This is a genomic window from Streptomyces sp. 13-12-16 (assembly GCF_002114215.1).
Taxonomy (GTDB): Bacteria; Actinomycetota; Actinomycetes; order Streptomycetales; family Streptomycetaceae; genus Streptomyces.
In genome coordinates this window covers 1-18,375 of record NZ_NCTE01000206.1, presented here as the reverse complement: position 1 = coordinate 18,375, position 18,375 = coordinate 1, and the positions used below count along the sequence as shown (strand labels likewise).

General features: G+C 69.6%; 9 protein-coding genes. 6 read left to right on the top strand and 3 right to left on the bottom strand.

Features of this window, described 5'->3' with window-relative positions; all coding sequences use genetic code 11:
- The first annotated feature begins 139 nt into the window (after positions 1-139).
- Positions 140-2,338, top strand: coding sequence for a polysaccharide deacetylase family protein (locus tag B7767_RS09570; RefSeq protein ID WP_085571813.1), 2,199 nt, complete (start codon positions 140-142; stop codon positions 2,336-2,338).
- Entirely contained in the window at positions 2,335-3,612 is a 1,278-nt protein-coding gene (locus B7767_RS09565; protein ID WP_085571812.1) for an acyltransferase, read from the top strand. The genes B7767_RS09570 and B7767_RS09565 overlap by 4 nt, the downstream gene beginning before the upstream one ends.
- 87 nt (positions 3,613-3,699) lie before the next feature.
- On the opposite strand, the gene B7767_RS09560 is transcribed toward B7767_RS09565, so the two are convergent.
- Positions 3,700-7,185: a DNRLRE domain-containing protein gene (locus B7767_RS09560; protein WP_085571811.1), complete on the bottom strand. Its 3,486-nt coding sequence runs from the start codon at positions 7,183-7,185 to the stop codon at positions 3,700-3,702.
- A 540-nt stretch (positions 7,186-7,725) separates the two neighbouring features.
- Between B7767_RS09560 and B7767_RS09555 the strand changes: the two genes are divergently transcribed.
- Together B7767_RS09555 and B7767_RS09550 are read left to right on the top strand one after the other, a co-directional pair.
- Positions 7,726-14,907, top strand: coding sequence for a polymorphic toxin-type HINT domain-containing protein (locus B7767_RS09555; protein ID WP_256923382.1), 7,182 nt, complete (start codon positions 7,726-7,728; stop codon positions 14,905-14,907).
- 21 nt (positions 14,908-14,928) lie between these two features.
- Complete coding sequence (locus tag B7767_RS09550) at positions 14,929-15,516, top strand: hypothetical protein (protein WP_143652310.1); 588 nt, start codon at positions 14,929-14,931, stop codon at positions 15,514-15,516.
- A gap of 296 nt (positions 15,517-15,812) precedes the next feature.
- Here B7767_RS09550 and B7767_RS09545 read toward each other — a convergent pair whose 3' ends face one another.
- Positions 15,813-15,986, bottom strand: coding sequence for a DUF397 domain-containing protein (locus tag B7767_RS09545; RefSeq protein ID WP_085571809.1), 174 nt, complete (start codon positions 15,984-15,986; stop codon positions 15,813-15,815).
- A gap of 11 nt (positions 15,987-15,997) precedes the next feature.
- Positions 15,998-16,852 carry a helix-turn-helix transcriptional regulator gene (locus tag B7767_RS09540; RefSeq protein WP_085571808.1) on the bottom strand — a complete coding sequence of 285 codons (855 nt, stop codon included), beginning with the start codon at positions 16,850-16,852 and terminating at the stop codon, positions 15,998-16,000.
- Positions 16,853-17,078: 226 nt separating this feature from the next.
- Here B7767_RS09540 and B7767_RS09535 point away from each other — a divergent pair, with 226 nt between their 5' ends.
- Together B7767_RS09535 and B7767_RS09530 are read left to right on the top strand one after the other, a co-directional pair.
- Positions 17,079-17,549 (top strand): ATP-binding protein, encoded by a 471-nt coding sequence (locus B7767_RS09535; protein ID WP_085571807.1) that lies wholly within the window; start codon positions 17,079-17,081, stop codon positions 17,547-17,549.
- 26 nt (positions 17,550-17,575) lie between these two features.
- Positions 17,576-18,375: hypothetical protein (locus tag B7767_RS09530; RefSeq protein ID WP_085571806.1), on the top strand; the 800-nt coding region annotated here is incomplete at its 3' end.

Genomic DNA, 18,375 nt, shown 5'->3' with positions numbered 1-18,375 from the left:
CCACGGGCGGCGGAGAGGCCGGCGGCACCGACAGCCTCGCCGGTGCCCCCGCCGGCCGGCCGGTCGCCGCCGACGGCTCCGGCGCGCAGCCGGACCCGTCCACCACCCCCGCCGCACAGTCCCCGGAGAACGTCGTCTGATGGCATCCCGCTCCCCCCGTCACAGGCCTCCCCGCCAGGCCCGTGGCGGTGCCCTGCGTCGCCGCGTACCTTTGCGCCTGCTGCTCCCGGTGCTCGTCCTCGTCGCCCTGGCGGCCATGCTCATGCTGCGCGGATACGTGCACAGCGAGATCCTCGCCGACCACCGCGTCCAGAAGCCCGCACCCACCACCCAGGTGCCGGAGGAGATACTGGAGGGCGGCCCGGTCATCGACGCCCGCGCCGGCAAGGTCCAGAGCCTGAGCGTGCCCGACCACCGCCTCGTCCTCACCTTCGACGACGGCCCGGACCCGACCTGGACCCCGAAGGTGCTCGACGTACTGAAGAAGCACGACGCGCACGCGGTCTTCTTCGTCACCGGCACCATGGCCTCCCGCTACCCGGACCTCGTCCAGCGCATGGTCGACGAGGGCCACGAGGTCGGCCTGCACACCTTCAACCACCCCGACCTCGCCCTCCAGTCCAAGAAGCGCATCGACTGGGAGCTGTCGCAGAACCAGCTCGCGATCACCGGCGCGGCCGGCATCCGCACCTCCCTCTTCCGCCCGCCGTACTCCTCCTACGCCGAGGCCATGGACAACGAGTCCTGGCCGGTCACCGAGTACATCGGCAGCCGCGGCTACCTCACCGTCGTCAACAACACCGACAGCGAGGACTGGAAGCGGCCCGGCGTCGACGAGATCATCCGCCGCGCCACGCCCGAGGGCGGCAAGGGCGCCATCGTCCTGATGCACGACTCCGGCGGCGACCGCAGCCAGACCGTCGCGGCGCTCGACAGGTTCCTGCCCGACCTCAAGGACGAGGGCTACGAGTTCGACAACCTCACCGAGGCCCTGGACGCGCCCAGCGCGCACAGCCCGGTCAGCGGCGCCGAACTCTGGAAGGGCAAGGCGTGGATCTTCCTGGTCCAGGCCTCCGAGCACATCACCGACGTCCTGGTGGTCGGCCTCGCGATCATCGGCACCCTGGTCATCGGCCGCTTCGTGCTGATGCTGCTCCTCTCCGGCTTCCACGCCCGCCGCGTCCGCCGGAAGAACTTCCGCTGGGGCCCGCCGGTCACCGAACCGGTGACGGTGCTGGTCCCGGCGTACAACGAGGCCAAGTGCATCGAGAACACCGTCAACTCCCTGATGGCGAGCGAGCACCCGATCGAGGTCCTCGTCATCGACGACGGTTCCACCGACGGCACCGCCCGCATCGTCGAGGCGATGGGCCTGCCCAACGTACGGGTGATCCGCCAGCTCAACGCGGGCAAGCCGGCCGCGCTCAACCGGGGCCTGGCCAACGCCCGTTACGACATCGTCGTGATGATGGACGGCGACACCGTCTTCGAACCGTCCACGGTCCGCGAACTCGTCCAGCCCTTCGGCGACCCGAGGGTCGGCGCGGTGGCGGGCAACGCCAAGGTCGGCAACAAGGACAGCCTCATCGGCGCCTGGCAGCACATCGAGTACGTGATGGGCTTCAACCTGGACCGCCGGATGTACGACATCCTCGGCTGCATGCCGACCATCCCCGGCGCGGTCGGCGCCTTCCGCCGCTCCGCCCTGGAGCCCATCGGCGGCATGAGCGACGACACCCTCGCCGAGGACACCGACGTCACCATGGCGCTGCACCGTGCCGGCTGGCGCGTGGTCTACGCCGAGAACGCCCGCGCCTGGACCGAGGCCCCGGAGTCCGTCCAGCAGCTGTGGTCACAGCGCTACCGCTGGTCGTACGGCACCATGCAGGCCATCTGGAAGCACCGCCGCGCGGTGATCGACAAGGGGCCCTCCGGCCGCTTCGGCCGCATCGGGCTGCCCTTCGTCTCCCTGTTCATGATCGTGGCCCCGCTGCTGGCCCCGCTGATCGACGTCTTCCTGCTCTACGGCCTCGTCTTCGGCCCGACGGAGAAGACGATCACGGCGTGGCTGGGCGTCCTCGCCATCCAGGCGGTCTGCGCGGCCTTCGCCTTCCGCCTCGACCGCGAACGCATGACCCACCTGATCTCGCTGCCGCTGCAGCAGATCCTCTACCGCCAGCTCATGTACGTCGTGCTGCTCCAGTCCTGGATCACCGCACTCACCGGCGGCCGCCTGCGCTGGCAGAAGCTGCGGCGCACCGGCGTCGTCGAGGCGCCCGTCGGCGGAGCGGTGCCGGGCCAGAACCGGCGCGGCGATGATCGGAGGCCCGTGGCATGACCCACGGATACACGACCGGCACGGGCGTGAGCCCGGAACCGGCGGGCCCGTACGGAACGCCGTACGCCGACGTCCCGCGGCAGCGCACGACCGAGCCCGTGCCCGCCCCGGAGCCCGAGAAGCCGGGCCGCGACCGGTACCTGGACCTGCTGCGCTCCATCGCCCTGGTCCGCGTCGTGGTGTACCACCTCTTCGGGTGGGCCTGGCTGTCGGTGCTGTTCCCGTCGATGGGCGTGATGTTCGCGCTGGCGGGCTCGCTGATGGCGCGGTCGCTGAAGCGTCCGGCGTGGAGCGTGATCCGCGGGCGGGTCCGCCGGCTGCTGCCGCCGTTGTGGGCGTTCGCGGCGGTCGTGCTGACGCTGTTGTTCGTGGTCGACTGGAGCCCCTCGAAGGACCCGGACCAGGACGGGGTCTGGGGTCTGGTCAACCTGGTCAACTACGTCGTCCCGATCGGCGCCCCGCCCTACCCGGTGGAGGCCGGGGTCATAGGTCCGCTGGAGAGCACCTGGGCGGACGACACCGTGGGGCCGCTGTGGTACCTGCGCGCCTACCTGTGGTTCGTCATCGCGTCGCCGCTGCTGCTGTGGCTGTTCCGCAAGGCTCCCTGGCCGACGTTGCTCGCGCCGCTCGGTCTGACGGCGATCGTCGGCACCGGCCTGGTGACCATCCCCGGCGAGCTGGGCAACGCGGTCACCGACTTCGCGGTCTACGGCGGCTGCTGGGTCCTCGGCTTCGCCCATCACGACGGCATGCTGAAGCGGATCCCGCGGTACGTCTCCGTCTCCTGCGCGTCCCTGGTGATGGCCTTCGGCCTGTGGTGGGCTTCGGGCCACCTCGGTTCCTCGGGCTGGGACCTCAACGACATCCCGCTGGCCGATGCCGCCTGGTCGTTCGGTTTCGTGGTGATCCTGCTCCAGTACTCCCCGTCGTGGCGGGAGCTCCCCGGACGCCTGGCCAACTGGGACAGGCTGGTGACCCTCTCCAACAACCGGGCGGTCACCATCTACCTGTGGCACAACATGATGATCATGGCGACGTTCCCGATCATCGACCTGCTGTACGAGCTCCCGTTCATGCAGAGCGAGCGGGCGACGGCCGCTCTCGACAGCACGTACACGGTCTGGACGTTCGCCCTGGTCTGGCCGCTCATCGGCCTGATGATCCTCGCGGTCGGCTGGGTCGAGGACCTCGGGGCGAAGCGGAAGCCGCGCCTGTGGCCGAACGGCAGCAGGAGCAAGCGCCCCCAGCCGGGCGCCGGGGCGCACCGGGGCTGACGTCACGGCGCTGACGCGCGGAACGGGCGAGGGCCGTCGGACGACACTTCCGACGGCCCTCGCCCGTTCCACTTGCGGCCGAGCGGCTCAGCCGATGGCGATGCGGGTCTTCCAGTAGCTCGCCGTTCCGATGATCTCGGTGCCGGATCCGGACAGGACGGTCCTGCCGCCGGCGTAGAAGCGTACGGTTCCGTCGGTGCGCGCGGTCCAGATGTCGGGGATGGCGTCGCCGTTGGCGTCCGGCGTGCCGATGAGCAGGTAGATGTTGGAACTGCCCCAGCCGGAGGCGCCGTAGACGGCGTCGGCGCCGTCGGCGGAGTTGGCGGCGGAGGCCAGGGAGGTGAGGTCGGTTCCGCCGCCGGCGGCCTTGATGCCCTTGCGCAGGAGCAGCCGGCCGGAGGCGTCGTTGCGGTAGACCAGGTCGGTCACCCCGTCGCCGCTGATGTCGGCCGCGGTGACGATGTCGCGGTCGGCCCAGGGGGTGGAGGACAGTCGGATCGCCTTGTCGACGGTGGCGCCGTGGTAGCCGGTGAAGGCCCAGATCTCCTCGCCCACGGTGGCGAAGAAGTCCGTGCGGCCGTCCCCGGTGGCGTCGCCCGCCGAGACGATCTGGGTGAGGGAGGCGGGGCTGGGCGCGTTGGACGGCAGGAGGATCTCCACCCGTCGGTCGATGTCGACCGCGCCGTACCCGTCACCGGGGTAGACCCAGAGTTTGCCGCCGACGCGGACGACCAGGTCCTGGAGGCCGTCACCGCCGTAGATGTCGCCGTTGTGGGTGATCAGCGCGCCCTTGAAGTGGCCGGAGGGCGCGGCGACGTACGGGGGCAGGTCGTCGCCGCCCGGGTCCTTGTCGGGGTTGGAGCGGTAGGCGCCGGACATGGAGTAGTCCAGGTCGCCCGAGCCCTTGGCCAGGTCGTTGGTGGCCTGGGAGGGGTACAGCGCCAGGTTGCCGCCCTCGGTGACGACCATCAGGTCCGGCAGTTTGTCGCCGGTGAAGTCGCCGGGGGCGTCGGCCTGGTCGCGTGGGGTGACGTAGAAGAAGTACTTCGTCGCCTGGGAGGGGTTGCCCGCGGCGTCCACGGTCCGTACGTACAGCACGTTGGGTCCGGCGGTCGGCGGTTTCGCGTTCGCCAGCGTCGCGCTGACGCTCGTGGCCGTCCCGGACGTGCGGTTCACGGAGAACGGGTAGCTCGCCGAGTTGAAGCCGTACTCGTAGCGGACCACGTCCGTGTTCAGTGCGCGCACGGTGAACGAACCGGGCGTGCCGAACTTCTTCGTGGACCAGTTGGCGTCCTCGGCGTCGTTGCCGAAGCCGTTCTCACTGCCGTCGGCGTTGGGGAAGTCGGTGGAGCTGACCTTGGGCGGCTTGGGCGCGGTGGTGTCCAGGACGAAGCGGCACGGAGTCTTGGCGGGGGCGTAGGCGGAGGTGGAGTTGGCGTCGTCGATCGCGCGCACCCGCCAGGAGTAGAGGGTGCCGTTGGTGAGCTTGCTGGTGGCGAACCCGCCGGTGGTGCGCAGCGCGGTGTCCTTGTCGCCGCCGACGGAGACGTTCCCGGTGGTCTTCAGGAGGTCACCGGTGGTGTCCCACTTGCCCGTCGGCCAGAGGTCGAAGTCCAGGCGGTCGAGGTTGTTGTCCTTGTCGGACGCCCGCGCGGTGAAGGTCAGGTTGCCCGAGCCCATGCGGACGTACGGCTCGGTGGTGGTGCACTTGGCGTCCGGGCCGAGGTCGAGGGACTTGGAGTCGACGACCGGCTTGCGGTTGTAGACGAGTTCCAGCACGGGCGCGTTGTCGCCGTTCGCCCGGAACTTCTTCCACGCGTACTGCGATTTCTCGTCCCGGGCCCGCAGCCCGAACGTGATGCTGTCCTTGCCCTGGTCGGCCCGCTGCTGCGCGGCCTTCTTCACGTCGAAGGTCTCGTAGGCGTCCCGGCAGCCGGACTTGTAGCCGTGCGCGAAGCTCTTGGTCGCGAACTTGTTGCCGTCGGTCAGCTTCGGCGCGTTCTTCCAGTTGGTGTGCCCGTTGACGGCGCCGGTGAGGTGCACGCTCATCGAACGGGCGCTGCACGACCAGGAGTACGTCTCCAGCATCCGCAGCTTCGCACTGGTGATCTTCGTACCCTTGAGACCCTTGTCGAAGGCGATGTTGAAGTACGAACGCGAGGTGCCCCAGGTGTCCGACTCGAAGCCGACCCGCGCCTCGTGCGTACCGCCCTTGTTGAAGCCCTTGCCGTTGTAGAACGTGGCGTTGGGGTGGCGGCTGTAGGCGGTGGTCCAGTTCTGGGTGTGCTTCTTCACCGACGGGTCGACGAACACCGGGTAGGTGGTCGCCGGGTCGTCGAGGAAGGAGGGCTCGGGGGTGAGGACCCAGTTCGCCCCGGACAGCTCCGCCTCCACCAGCTCACCGCGGGAGTCGGGCGAGGGCCCGTCGAGCCCGGCCAGGCCGAGGGTGGCCGCCGGGCCGGTCGGGGTGGGCGCGGGTGTCGGCTCCGCCGGGACGGACGGCAACGGCGACTCCGACACCGTCACCTCGGGACCGTCGCTGGCCGCCGGCAGGGTCTCCGGATGGGTGTCGGCCTGCTCGTCGGTCTCGATCAGCTCCTCGGTGGGACCGGGGCTGTCGCTCGGCAGGTCGGTGGCCGACTCGGTGGGGCCGGGGGTCTCCGAAGCGGTCGGCTGCGCGGTCGCGCCGACGCCGCCGTCCGTCACCGCCGGCGCTCCGCTGCTGTCCCACATCAGCGGGGTCGGCGAGACCGCGATCTCCTGGGAGTAGACGTTCTCGGCGGACAGGACACCCGTGATCGGGTCCAGCCGGAAGGTCAGGTCGTCAGAGGTGATGCCGTACGACAGCCGCCGGGCGAGCGGATCGGCCGCAGCCGCCCGGTTCTTCAGGACGAGCAGCTGGGCGAAGCCCTCGTCGTCGGCCGTGAGCACCAGATCGGCGCCCGGGAAGATCTCCGGGTACAGGGCCCGCGAACCGTCGATGACGGGGGCGGGGACGGCACCCGGCCAGGTGAGCTGGATGTCGTAGCCGTCGACGGTCAGGGTGACGAGCGGGCTCGCGGTCTCGTCCGAAGCGGCCCCGGCCCCGTTGAGCAGGGAGACGCGGCGCACGGTCGAGCGCGAGGCCCGCCGGTCCTCCCGCGCCGGCGAGCCCTTCTCGGAGCCGGCCGAGAAGACCATCCGCGCGTTGGTCGCCTTCGGTTCCCAGCCGTCCTCGGTGCGGTGGAGGTCGTAGTCGATGTCCTTCCACTCGCCGCCCACCTTGGCCCGGACCGGCGAGGAGTGCAGGTTCTTGACCATCAGGCCGTCGGGTCGCGCCCACGTGGTGGAGCGTGCCGTACGCGATGCGGTGACCTCGACGAGCTCGCCGGTCTTCCGCGCCCGCGACACAGCGGCGGCTTCGGTCACCGGCTTCGCGCTCCGGTCACGGTGCGGTTCCCCGCGGGAGCCGGAGTCGTCCAGGCCGAGGCCGACGAAGGTGACGCCGGTGGCGGCGAGAGCCGCGGTCAGTACGGCGGCGGTGGTCCGATTTCCGGGCAGCCCCCGGCGCCGGGTGCGCTCTGTGCGCGTCATCGGGCGAGTTCCCCTTCCCCCCTTGGAACCGGCGCGGAAACAGGCGCGGCCGGGCGAGCCGATGATGACCCATGAGCGCGCCGACGTCACGCTTCGCGTCGAGCCCGCGGGATGAGCGGATCGGGCACCGGGGCCGTACCTCCGGGGGGCGCGAATTGCCATCAACTTCCTGGTGGAACGAGCGAGCTGACGTCAATTCAGTTCCAAGCCGGACAAAAATTCCCCGCGCCGACGAGTGTTTGCGGCTGAATCCGGTGAATCGCGCGTTACCTCAGGGAAATGCGGGTGTCGGCGTTACCTCGGATAGGTGAGAACTGTGCATTACGGAGCGTTGTGAAGCATTACGTACCGTGACTGCGATCACATCCACGCGGTCGATCTGGCGGAACTTCACAGACGCTGCACAAAATCAGCTCATCTGATACGCCATCACGCGTGGTCCGAACCCGGTCCCGCCTCACTGGTCCGGGGGGACCCGTCGTGTTCGGTCGCTACTCACCTGCCCGCCGTGGCCGCACGCGCCGTGTGCGCGCGGCCGTCGTGCCCACCATCGGGGCGGCCCTGCTGGTGGGCCTCCTGCCCACGCAGTCACTGGCCCTTCCACCCGATCCGTCCGTGGCCGAGAAGGGCCGCGAAACCCTCGACCTCGAGGCGCTCGACCAGGACAAGCCGCTCTCGGGCGAGGCCTTCGAGCGGGACCTGGAAACCCTGAAGGTCGACGTTCCCGCAGACCTGGAACAAGCCCCGGCCGGCACGGCGACGGCGCCCGCCGCCGGCTCCGGGCTCGTCAGCTTCGGCTCCGCCGCGACGGCCGACCAGGCCACCGTGCGCGCGGGCACGGACGCCCAGCAGGTCGACCTCACCCCGGTCGAGGACCTTCCCGTCAGCCTCGGGCAGGCCGCGGACCAGCCCGCGCCCACCGGCACCTGGCAGGTGTCCGTCGCCGCCCGTACCGCACCCGTCGCCCAGGGAGTCGACGGCGCGCTCATCACCGTCCAGGCACCCGCCACCGGCTCCGTGCCCGTCTCGGTCGAGCTCGACTACGCGGAGTTCAAGAACCTCTACGGCGCGGACTGGGCCTCCCGGCTGCGCTTCGTCCAGTTCCCGGAGTGCTACCTGACCACGCCCGATGTCGAGGCGTGCCAGACGTACGAGGAACTGGAGACGACCAACGACACCGGGACCCAGACGATCACCGCGACGGTCGACCCGGCGGCGGACGGCACCGTCACACCGGCCGTGACGAAGACCCCCGGGGCCACCGGACCCTCCGTCGCCCGGGCCGCGTACCGCACCTCGGTCACGCCGGCCGCGGCGAGCGGCGACACGGCTGTCGTCGGCGCGGTCGATTCCGGCGGAGGCGCGGGAGGGACCTTCAAGGCCACGCCGCTGGCCTCCAGCGGCTCCTGGCAGGCCGGCGGCTCCTCGGGAGCGTTCACCTGGTCGTACCCGCTTACGGTTCCCGCCGCTCCGGCAGGCCCCGCTCCGCAGATCGCCTTCACCTACAACTCCCAGTCGGTGGACGGCCGCGTCGCGGTCTCCTCGCCCCAGTCCTCCTGGATCGGCGAGGGCTGGGGCTACGACCCCGGCCACATCGAGCGCCGCTACCGCTCCTGCCAGGACGACCGCAAGACCCTGGACGCGGGCACCCCCAACAACACGGCCAAGGCGGACAAGACCTCCGACCTGTGCTGGGTGTCGTACAACGCGGTGATGTCCCTGGGCGGCAGGAACGTCGAGCTCGTGCGGGACGCCCCCGCGGGCAGCGACCCGGAGACCGACACCGAGGTCTACCGTGCCCAGACCGACGACGGCACCCGCGTCGAGCGCAGGACGGGCGGGACCAACGGCGACGACAACGGCGAGTACTGGATCGTCACCACCACGGACGGCACCAAGTACTACTTCGGCCTCAACCAGGTCGGCGGTGGCCACGCCGACGCCGACTCCGTCTCCACCGTCCCCGTCTTCGGCAACCACCCGGGGGAACCCTGCCACGCCACCACGTTCGCCGACTCCCGCTGCGGGGCCGGACGGCAGCAGGCCTGGCGCTGGGGCCTCGACAAGGTCGTCGACGTGCACGGCAACGTGATGGTCGTCAACTGGAAGCAGGAGACGAACCACTACGCGGTCAAGAAGAAGTTCACCTCCCCCGAGCAGTACGAGCGTGCCGCCTACCCGACGACCATCGAGTACGGCATGCGCTCCTCCGACCTCACCAAGCCGTCCGCGACGGTCGAGTTCGGCGCCGCGCAGCGCTGCCTGAAGTCGGAGACGGCCTGCGACGCGGCGAACTTCGCCAAGACCGACGACCCCGGCGCCTACCGCCCCTGGTGGGACACCCCCGGCAACCTCAACTGCAAGTCGACGTCGAAGCTGTGTCCCGCCTTCCCGTCCTTCTGGACGCAGATGCGTCTGGACACGGTGACGACGAAGGCCGCCCGCGCCGGCCGGACCGGCCTGGGCAAGGTCGACACCTACCAGCTCCACCAGTCCTTCCCGGAGGACTGGTACGACACGGCCCCCGGCCTGTGGCTGAACTCGATCACCCGCCGGGGCTTCGCCCCCGGTGACACCACCGGCACCCTCCAGCACAAGGACGGCGTCAGCTTCGCCGAGTACTCGGTCGGCTCCACGTCGCCCCTGCGCGCGAGACTGAAGGACCGCCAGCTTCCCAACCTCGTGCCCAGTGGCCCGAACGACCAGCGTCCCGCCTTCACCCGGCCCCGCATCGGCACGGTCGCGACGGAGCACGGCGGTGACATCGAGGTCGAGTACAAGGGCGGCTGCGCCGGTGAGCCGGCCGAGGACAAGGGCAAGGACAACGGCACCTGTTACCCGGTCCGCTGGTCGCCGGACGGCGATGAGAAGACGCCGGCGAAGTCGTGGTTCAACAAGTACGTCGTCCACTCCGTCACCCAGACCGACAAGGTCACCTCGCACGGCAGGCCCGTCCACACGACGTACAAGTACACCGGCCCCGCCTGGGCCAAGAGCGACGACGAGTTCACCCGCCCGTCCCTGCGGACGTTCAGCGTCTGGCAGGGCTACCGCCAGGTCGCGGTCACCAAGGGGAGCAAGACCACCTCCCAGTCGGGCGAGCCACAGGGGCAGTCGTACTCCGAGACCCGGTACTTCCAGGGCACGGGCGGACAGGTCAAGGACTCCACGGGCAAGTACACGCTGGTCACCGACGACGCACCGCAGTACGCGGGCATGACGGCGGAGAGCATCACCTACCTGGACTCCGACAAGCGGGTGCAGAAGCGTGTCCTGAGCTTCCCCTGGTCGAGGCAGACCGCCTCCCGCTCCCGCGAGGCCGAGAACGGCACCGCCCTCACCCCGCTCCTCGCCCACCGCACCGGCGTCAAACGGTCCGACGACATCCAGACCGTCGACACGAGCTGGCGGGCGGTACGGACCCTGACGACCGTCGACGACACCTACGGTCTGCCGGTCCAGGTCGAGACGTCCGTGGTCAAGCCGAACGGCACCGGCGAGACCCTGTCCGACCAGAGCTGTACCAGGACGTCGTACGCGCACAACACCACGGCGTGGCTGATCGGCCTGACGAAGGAACAGCGGACCACGGGCACCCCGTGCGCGGGGTACGACACCGCGGACCCGGCGACCAAGCTCGTCAAGGCGGTCCGCAACAGCTATGACGGCCTGGCGTACGGCGCGACCCCGACCAAGGGCCTGGTCACCTCCCAGGCCGGTGTCGACGGCACCGGAACCTCGTACCCGGTCGTCACCAGTACGACGTACGACCCGCTGGGCCGTGTCCGCACGGTCACCAGTCCGGGGGTCGGCACGACCGAGACGCAGTACACCCCCGCGGACGCCGGCGGGCCGGTCACCGCCACCAAGGTGATCAACGCCAAGGGCCATGCCGTCACGACGACCTTCGACCCCGGCCGGAGCCTGGCGCTGACGGTCACCGACGCCAACGGCCGGGTCACGCGCAACGAGTACGACGCCCTCGGACGCCTGGTGAAGGGCTGGTCGCCGTCCCGCTCCTCCGGCGGCAAGTCGCCCGACGTGGAGATCTCGTACCAGGCGGCGATCGCCACCGCCGAGACGACCCGCCCCGCCGCGGTCACCACCAGGAGTCTCAAGGACGACGGGACGTACAGCCGTCAGGTGGCGATCTACGACGGCCTGATGCGCCCCGTGCAGACGCAGTCCGAAGCCCACGGCCCCGGCCGTGTCGTCACCGACACCACCTACAACGACCACGGCCTGGTCGACGAGCAGACCAGCGGGTACCTCGCGAAGGGCGAGCCGGCCGCCGAGCTCTTCGCCCCCAGGTCCCGGTCCCTGATCCCGAGCTGGATCAAGTACCGCTACGACGGCCTGGAGCGCAGGCAGCGCGAGTCGACGTACCACGACGGCGACTTCGCGTACGCGACCTACACCTACTACAGCGACACCAGCACGTACGTCGACCCCGCCGGTTCCACGGTCCCGCGGACCCGCACCTTCACCGACGCCCTCGGCAGGGTCACCTCCGTCCGCCACTACAAGGACGACGGGAGCACCAGCGAGGGGCGCGCCACCTCGTACGAGTACGACGCGCGCGGCTACCGCACCAAGGTCACCGACCCGGCCGGCAACGCGTGGACGTACACGTACGACGCACGGGGACGGGTGACTTCCACCAACGACCCCGACACGGGCGAGACGAAGACGTGGTACGACGAGGCCGACCGGCCCCAGAAGGTGACGGACGCCGAGTCCAGGACGACGTACACCGAGTACGACGAGCTGGGCCGGGTGGAGTCCGTCCGTGAGGGCTCCGCGACGGCCGTCCCGGTCAAGGAGTTCACGTACGACAGCCTGCCGGGCGCGCTCGGGCAGCCGGTCGCCTCGATCCGGCACACCCTGAACGGGGACTACATCGAGCGCGTCACCGGTTACGACACCGAGTACCGGCCCACCGGCACGGAGACGGTGATCCCGCCCAGCTCGCTGACGACGGGCGTCGCCGGGACCTACACCTACGCGTACACCTACACACCCGTCACCGGACAGGTCCAGTCGGTCACGCTGCCCGCCGTGGGCGGGCTGGCGCAGGAGAAGGTCGTCACCCGCTACAACGCGGACGGCCTCCCCGAGTCGACGTCCGGCCTGGCCTGGTACACGTCCGACGTGACCTACTCGCCCTACGGCGAGGCCCTGCGCACGGTGTCCGGCGCGCAGCCGTACCGGGTGTGGTCGACGAACTTCGTCGACCCGCACACCGGCCGGCTCCAGCGCACGGTCGCGGACCGTGAGACCTCCGGCCCGCACCGCATCGCCGACGGCTACTACGCGTACGACAAGTCCGGCACCGTCACCTCCCACGCACGACGGCTGACGGACGCCTCGGGCTCGTCGTGGGACACCCAGTGCTTCACCTACGACGTGATGGGCGAGCTGCTCAACGCCTGGACGTCGAACATCGCCCCGACGGGCGCCGGTAACGGCTGCAAGGCGTCGAACGGCGCGACCTGGGGCCACCGCACGGACTACATGGCCTCGTCAGGACCGGTGGCCGACGCCCCCGACGCGTCGACGGACGTGTCGAGCCCGGACACCTCGCTGGCCTCCACCCGGGCGGCCACCGCCCCCGACGCGGCCACGGTCTCCACGGGAGGCACCGCCTACCACCAGTCCTTCACCTTCGACTGGCTCGGCAACCGCGCCGCCATGACCGAGCACGACCCGGCGGACGCCACGAAGAACGTCGGCTTCACGTACGGCTACGGAACGACCCAGCCGCACACGCTGAAGTGGGCCGGCTCCGACCCGGCCGGCAAGGGCAGCAGCTACACGTACGACGCGACGGGCAACACCGAGGTCCGCGACCTGCCCACCACCACGCAGAACCTCACCTGGACGCAGGAGAACAAGCTCGACACGATCACGGACGACGGCAAGAAGACGACGTACGTCTACGACACCGCCGGAAACCGCATCCTGGAGAACTCCCCGTCGGGCTCGACGCTCTACCTGGGCGAGACCGAGGTGACGGCCGACGCCGCCGGGGCGACCGTCCGGGCCTCCCGTACCTACGGGCAGGCCGGCGCGCCGTCGGTGACCCGCACGACGAGCAACGGCGCGACGACCGGTCACCAGCTCAGCGTGCTGCTCACCGACCACCTCGGCACGGCGGACACGGCGGTCTCCCTGTCGAGCGGCCAGGCGGTCACCCGCCGGGCCTTCAAGCCCTACGGCGAGACCCGCGGGGCCAAGCCGTCGGTCTGGCCGAACAAGCGCGGCTACCTGGGCGTCGGCATCGACGACGCGGCCACCGGGCTGACCCACATCGGCGCCCGCGAGTACGACCAGGACTCCGGCCGCTTCCTCTCGGCGGACCCGGTCATCGACATCGCGGACCCGCTCCAGATGAACGGCTACGCGTACAGCGGCAACAGCCCGGTCAGCCACAGCGACCCGAGCGGACTCTGGTGCGACAGCTGCAACGACGGCAAGGGCTGGACCCGTCCCGACGGCGGCACCCAGGGCGACCCGGACGGCGGGCTGGACTCCGACGGCACGGTGCGGGGCACACCGCACGGTGGCGGCGGCAGCGGGGGTGGCGGAGGCGGCTGGGAGAGCCCCGCCAAGTGGAACGCCAGCCAGACGCCCCGGACGAACGACATCGACGAACTGCTCAAGCACTTCCTGATGAACAGTCCGAACGGCGACTCACCCGAGACCGACTACTGGGTGACGCCCATCTACGAGAACGACGGGCCGGGCAACGCGTGCTTCGGCCGGGAGGCATGCCGCCAGGCGTACAAGTACCTGCTGCACCACGACGACGTGGCGGAAGCCAAGCGCATCGCCGCCAATTACTGCGTCGCGAACTTCAACGAGTGCGTGGCGGACGCCAAGGCGTTCGAGCGCGGCAAGCTGGTCGAGGGATTCGTCGCGGCGCTGGTCACCGGGGGAAGGGGCTCAGTGGCGGCCGGGGCCGTCGGAAAGCGGGCGAGGGGACTGATCGGCTGCAAGTGTTTCCTGGCCGGCACGGACGTCCTCATGGCCGACGGGACCACCAAGGACATCGAGGACGTCGAACTCGGGAACGAGGTCCTGGCCACCGACCCCGAAACCGGCGAGACGGGGCTCCGCAAGGTCACCCGCCTCATCGTCACCGAGGACGACAAGCACTTCAACGAGCTGTCGATAGCCACGGCCGACGGCATCGAGAAGCTCACCGCGACCCACGAGCACCCCTTTTGGTCCCCGTCTGAACGGGACTGGATCGAAGCGGGCGAACTCACCGCCGGCATGCACCTGCGCACCGACACCGGCGACACGGTCGTCGTCACCGGGAACCGCGCCTTCACCAGGCATGCTCGTACCTACAACCTCACGGTTGGTGATCTGCATACGTACTATGTGCTGGCAGGGAACACGCCGGTACTGGTTCACAATGCTGGAAATGATCCGGCAACGCCGAACATTATTCGGCGTGGACTGCAGCAGATTCAAGATGGAACGTTGCAGCAGCGCAGAAACCCTGACGGCACATTGGATCACTTCCAAAACCGTGAGGGAAATAGGAGGAATGCCTGGTGGGAGGGTGCCAAGATTTATGCGCCGGATCCCAACAATAATGACTACCGAATCCTTGAGAAGGACGGCCAGTTCAAGTGGGTGGGCCCGAAAGGAAACGTAAAGGGGGCAGGGCATTTCTATGGGAAGCTCATGAATATCACGGGATGCGGCTGAGGGGTGGGGTGGCAAGTGGTCGTGAATACTGAAATCCTGGCACAGGGGATGAAGGATTGCGGTCTCAGGTTTCTGGGGTTCAGGCGCGGCACGGGAATCCCTCCCTATATTGCGGGCATGATTACGTCCTGCCATCCCGACCAGGGCCGCCGGGATCGGACTGTCGCGCTCGATGACCCTGCCAGGGTTCCGAAGGCGAACGCCGGCTGGCTCGAATTGGCGACAGAACTCGGCCTGCTCTCCGCCGCCCGTCAGTTCCTGCTCTCCATCAGCGTGCCGTCCCCCGGTGCGGTTGACGATACGGATGTCGAGGGAGTCTGGGGGCTTGTTGAGCTGCTGGAGGACTGGGACATCATGGGTGCAGGCTGTGCGGTCGGTATCACCGGGAGCCGGTATGGCTGTCCCGCGTTCGTCATGTCCGCCCTTGACGGATCGGTCTTCGTGCAAGGCACGGTGTGGCAGGACGCTATCGGGACTGTCGCCCTCCCCGACCCACACCGTGTGCGGTCCCTCCGGGATGTTGCCCGACTGAACGTCGGGAAGCCGTACCGAACAGCCGCGGAGAACGAGGACACGCTGACTTGGCTTGCCAGGCAGGACGAGAGTTGAAGCGGCATGCGTCAACCGAGGGGTGATCGACATCCGATCGTGAAGGGAGGGCCGCTTGGTGTCTCTCCGCCGGCGACTGGATCCTTTGTCCCACCCGTCCGCCCTCTGTCCGGCGCAGGTCCCGTGCCGCGATGGACATTCGCTCCCATCATCGCCAGGAACCACGGAGCTCGGGCCGCCTCCGCACGCACCGCAAGCCGCTGAGCCATGGTGGCGTGCGGGCGAGGCACGAGTGCATGCCGCGCTCTCTCCTGTGCTGGAGCGCGACACTGACAAAGAAGAGAATGGCCCGACGGTCACTTGGCGACGTAGGCGAGGAAGTCGGCCCACGTGGTGGGGGAGAGGTCGAGTTTGGGCCCAGATGTCCTCTTCGAGTCGCGTATGAGGACGGCGGCAGGGGTGGTGGCTATTTCCACGCAGTTCGAACTGTCCCCACTGTGGGACGACTTGCGCCAGCGGATGGTGTGCACGGTGTTCCTTCTCAGGCTTCTCGGATGAGGCTGTGGATGAAGTCGCGGGACTCGACGGGATCGAGTGCGCAGGACGTCATGTGGTCCAGTACGGCTCGGTACTTGGTCAACTGTGCCTCCGCGTCCAGGAATCCGCAGCCGCCGTGGTGCGTGTCCAGTTGGACCGTGTCGAGCTGCGGTACAGCGCCCGTGAGGTAGTCGAAGGACTGGCCGGTGCTCGGGAAGTAGGCTGTGCCGAACGGGATCACTCGGATGGTGACGTTGGGCAGCTCGCCCATGTCGAGCAGGTGCGTGAGCTGGCCGTGCGACACGGAGGGGCCGCCGAAGCCCATGCGGAGGGCCGACTCGTGAATGATCGCCGAGTAGGACGGCGGGTCCTCTCGGTGCAGGATGCCCTGCCGTTTGATGCGGTACGTGAGACGGTGCTCGATCTCGTACTGGCGCATGGGCGGCACCACGGTCCGGAAGAGGGCGCGGGCGTGATCGGTGGTCTGCAACAGCGCCGGAATGTGGATCACCAGCGCGACGCGTAGCGCGGTCGTGTGGTGTTCCAGCTCCGCCAGGTCGACCAGTGCGGCGGGCAGGTGTTCGCGGTACTCCTCCCACCAGCCCCGGCGCCGGCGCCCGGTCATGGCGGTCAGTGCGTCGACCAGGGCCTGGTCGGAGCAGTCGTAGGCGGACGCCATCCCGCGTACGAGGTCGGCGCTCACAGGGCTGCGACCGGTCTCGATCATGCTTACGCGCCCTTGGTTGACGCCCAGGTGCTCGGCGGCCCGGGTCACCGTGAACCCCGCCTTCTCACGGAGTTTGCGCAGCTCGGCGCCCAGTCTCCGTTGCCGCAGCGTCGGATTGTTCGTGGGCGGCAAAGCGTGTCCTTCCTGGCCGCGAAGCGGCTCTCATGTCCCTCACGCGAGCTAATCAGAGATGAATCTCCCATAGTTGGGAGATTTATCTTCCAAGCCGGTTCTACCGTAGCGGTATCGCTCACCAGCCGCGCTCGTAAGCCGGAAGCGCACCGTCCAAGGCACTGCCACCGCCCGGCGCGGCCGTGAGTGCGAAACCCAAGTCCCCCTCTGATCCCCGGAGACAACCATGGTCACCGTAGCCCCGCCCCACCCCTGGGTGTACGCCCTTCGCCTCCCCCATGACCCCCGCGCGGTACGCGTCGCACGCATGACGGTGCGGGCCGCGCTCGACGGGCACGGCCGGCAGGACGCTCTCGATGTCGTGGAGTTGCTGACGTCGGAGCTGGTCACCAACGCCTACCTGCACACCAGGGGGCCCGCCTCCCTGCGGCTCACGGGGCTGGGCGACGGCCGGCTGCGGGTCGGGGTGTGGGACAGCGACCCGTACATCCCCGCTCCGTTCGGCGGGTCCGGCGAGGACTTCGTTCCGCTCGCTTTGACCGACGCCGGTTCCGGGCGCGGACTGCGCCTCGTGCAGGAGTACGCCGACTCGTGGGGCGGCTGGGCTCTCGATGGCGGTGAGCCGGGGCGAGGGGCCGGGAAGCTGCTCTGGTTCGAGGTGGGCGGGCGTGCCACACTTCCCCTGTTGCGGAAGTGAACGGTGTGGCCAGGGGGCGAGGGCGGATGAGCAGGCGGCAGACGCGGAAGATGCTGCAACTGATGGCGAGCGGGGAGCCGGTCGAACTCACCAGTGCGATGGCGTCCGTGAAGAAGCTCGCCCGACTCGCCTTCGTCGCCCAGCAGTTCGGGTACGAGTACGCGGACGTACGACAGGGTGGCGGGAACAACAGCCAGCTGAAGATGCTGATCGTGCCCGATCACAGTCCGCAGGCCCGCACCCGCGCCGCGCAGAACCGGGCGCAGTACCCGAACGCCCACGACGGGGTGTCCCTGCCGCCGCTCGTGCCGGACGCCTTCGAACTCCTCAAGGCCCGCATCAACTTCGACCTCACCGGCAAGAGCGCCGAGAAGCGGATGGGGTACGGCGCCCTCGGTGTCTCCATCGGCTGCGTGGTCGTCGCCTTCCGGATGGGCGGCGCGTCCTCCGACTTCGTCGTCGCGGCCGTCATCTGGCTCGCCCTCATGGCCGTCTTCGGCGTCGGCCTCGTCGTCACCCGCAAGCGCAACGCCAAGTTCGCGGCCCGGTTGCGGGCGGCCGGCTTCGTCCCGGTGGCGGACGAGACGGGCCGCGTGCGCCACCTGCCCCCGGGCGGGCAGATGCCGGGGCAGCACGGCAACCCCTTCGGGGGCGGCCCGTACGGGACCCAGGGCCCCGGGATGCCGGGCGCAGCGCCCGGAACGCCCGCACCCGGTTACGGCCACCAGCCCCCGTACGCCCAGCCCGCCGCCGCCCCGGGCCCTTACGCCCAGCAGCCGCCGGCCGCCTACGGTGCCCCGCCCCAGGTCCCCGGCCCCCACCCCCA

Coding starts and splice junctions, on each gene's coding strand:
- B7767_RS09570 (WP_085571813.1), top strand. CDS start 140: ATGGCATCCCGCTCCCCCCGTCACAGGCCTCCCCGCCAGGCCCGTGGC.
- B7767_RS09565 (WP_085571812.1), top strand. CDS start 2,335: ATGACCCACGGATACACGACCGGCACGGGCGTGAGCCCGGAACCGGCG.
- B7767_RS09560 (WP_085571811.1), bottom strand. CDS start 7,185: ATGACGCGCACAGAGCGCACCCGGCGCCGGGGGCTGCCCGGAAATCGG.
- B7767_RS09535 (WP_085571807.1), top strand. CDS start 17,079: ATGGTCACCGTAGCCCCGCCCCACCCCTGGGTGTACGCCCTTCGCCTC.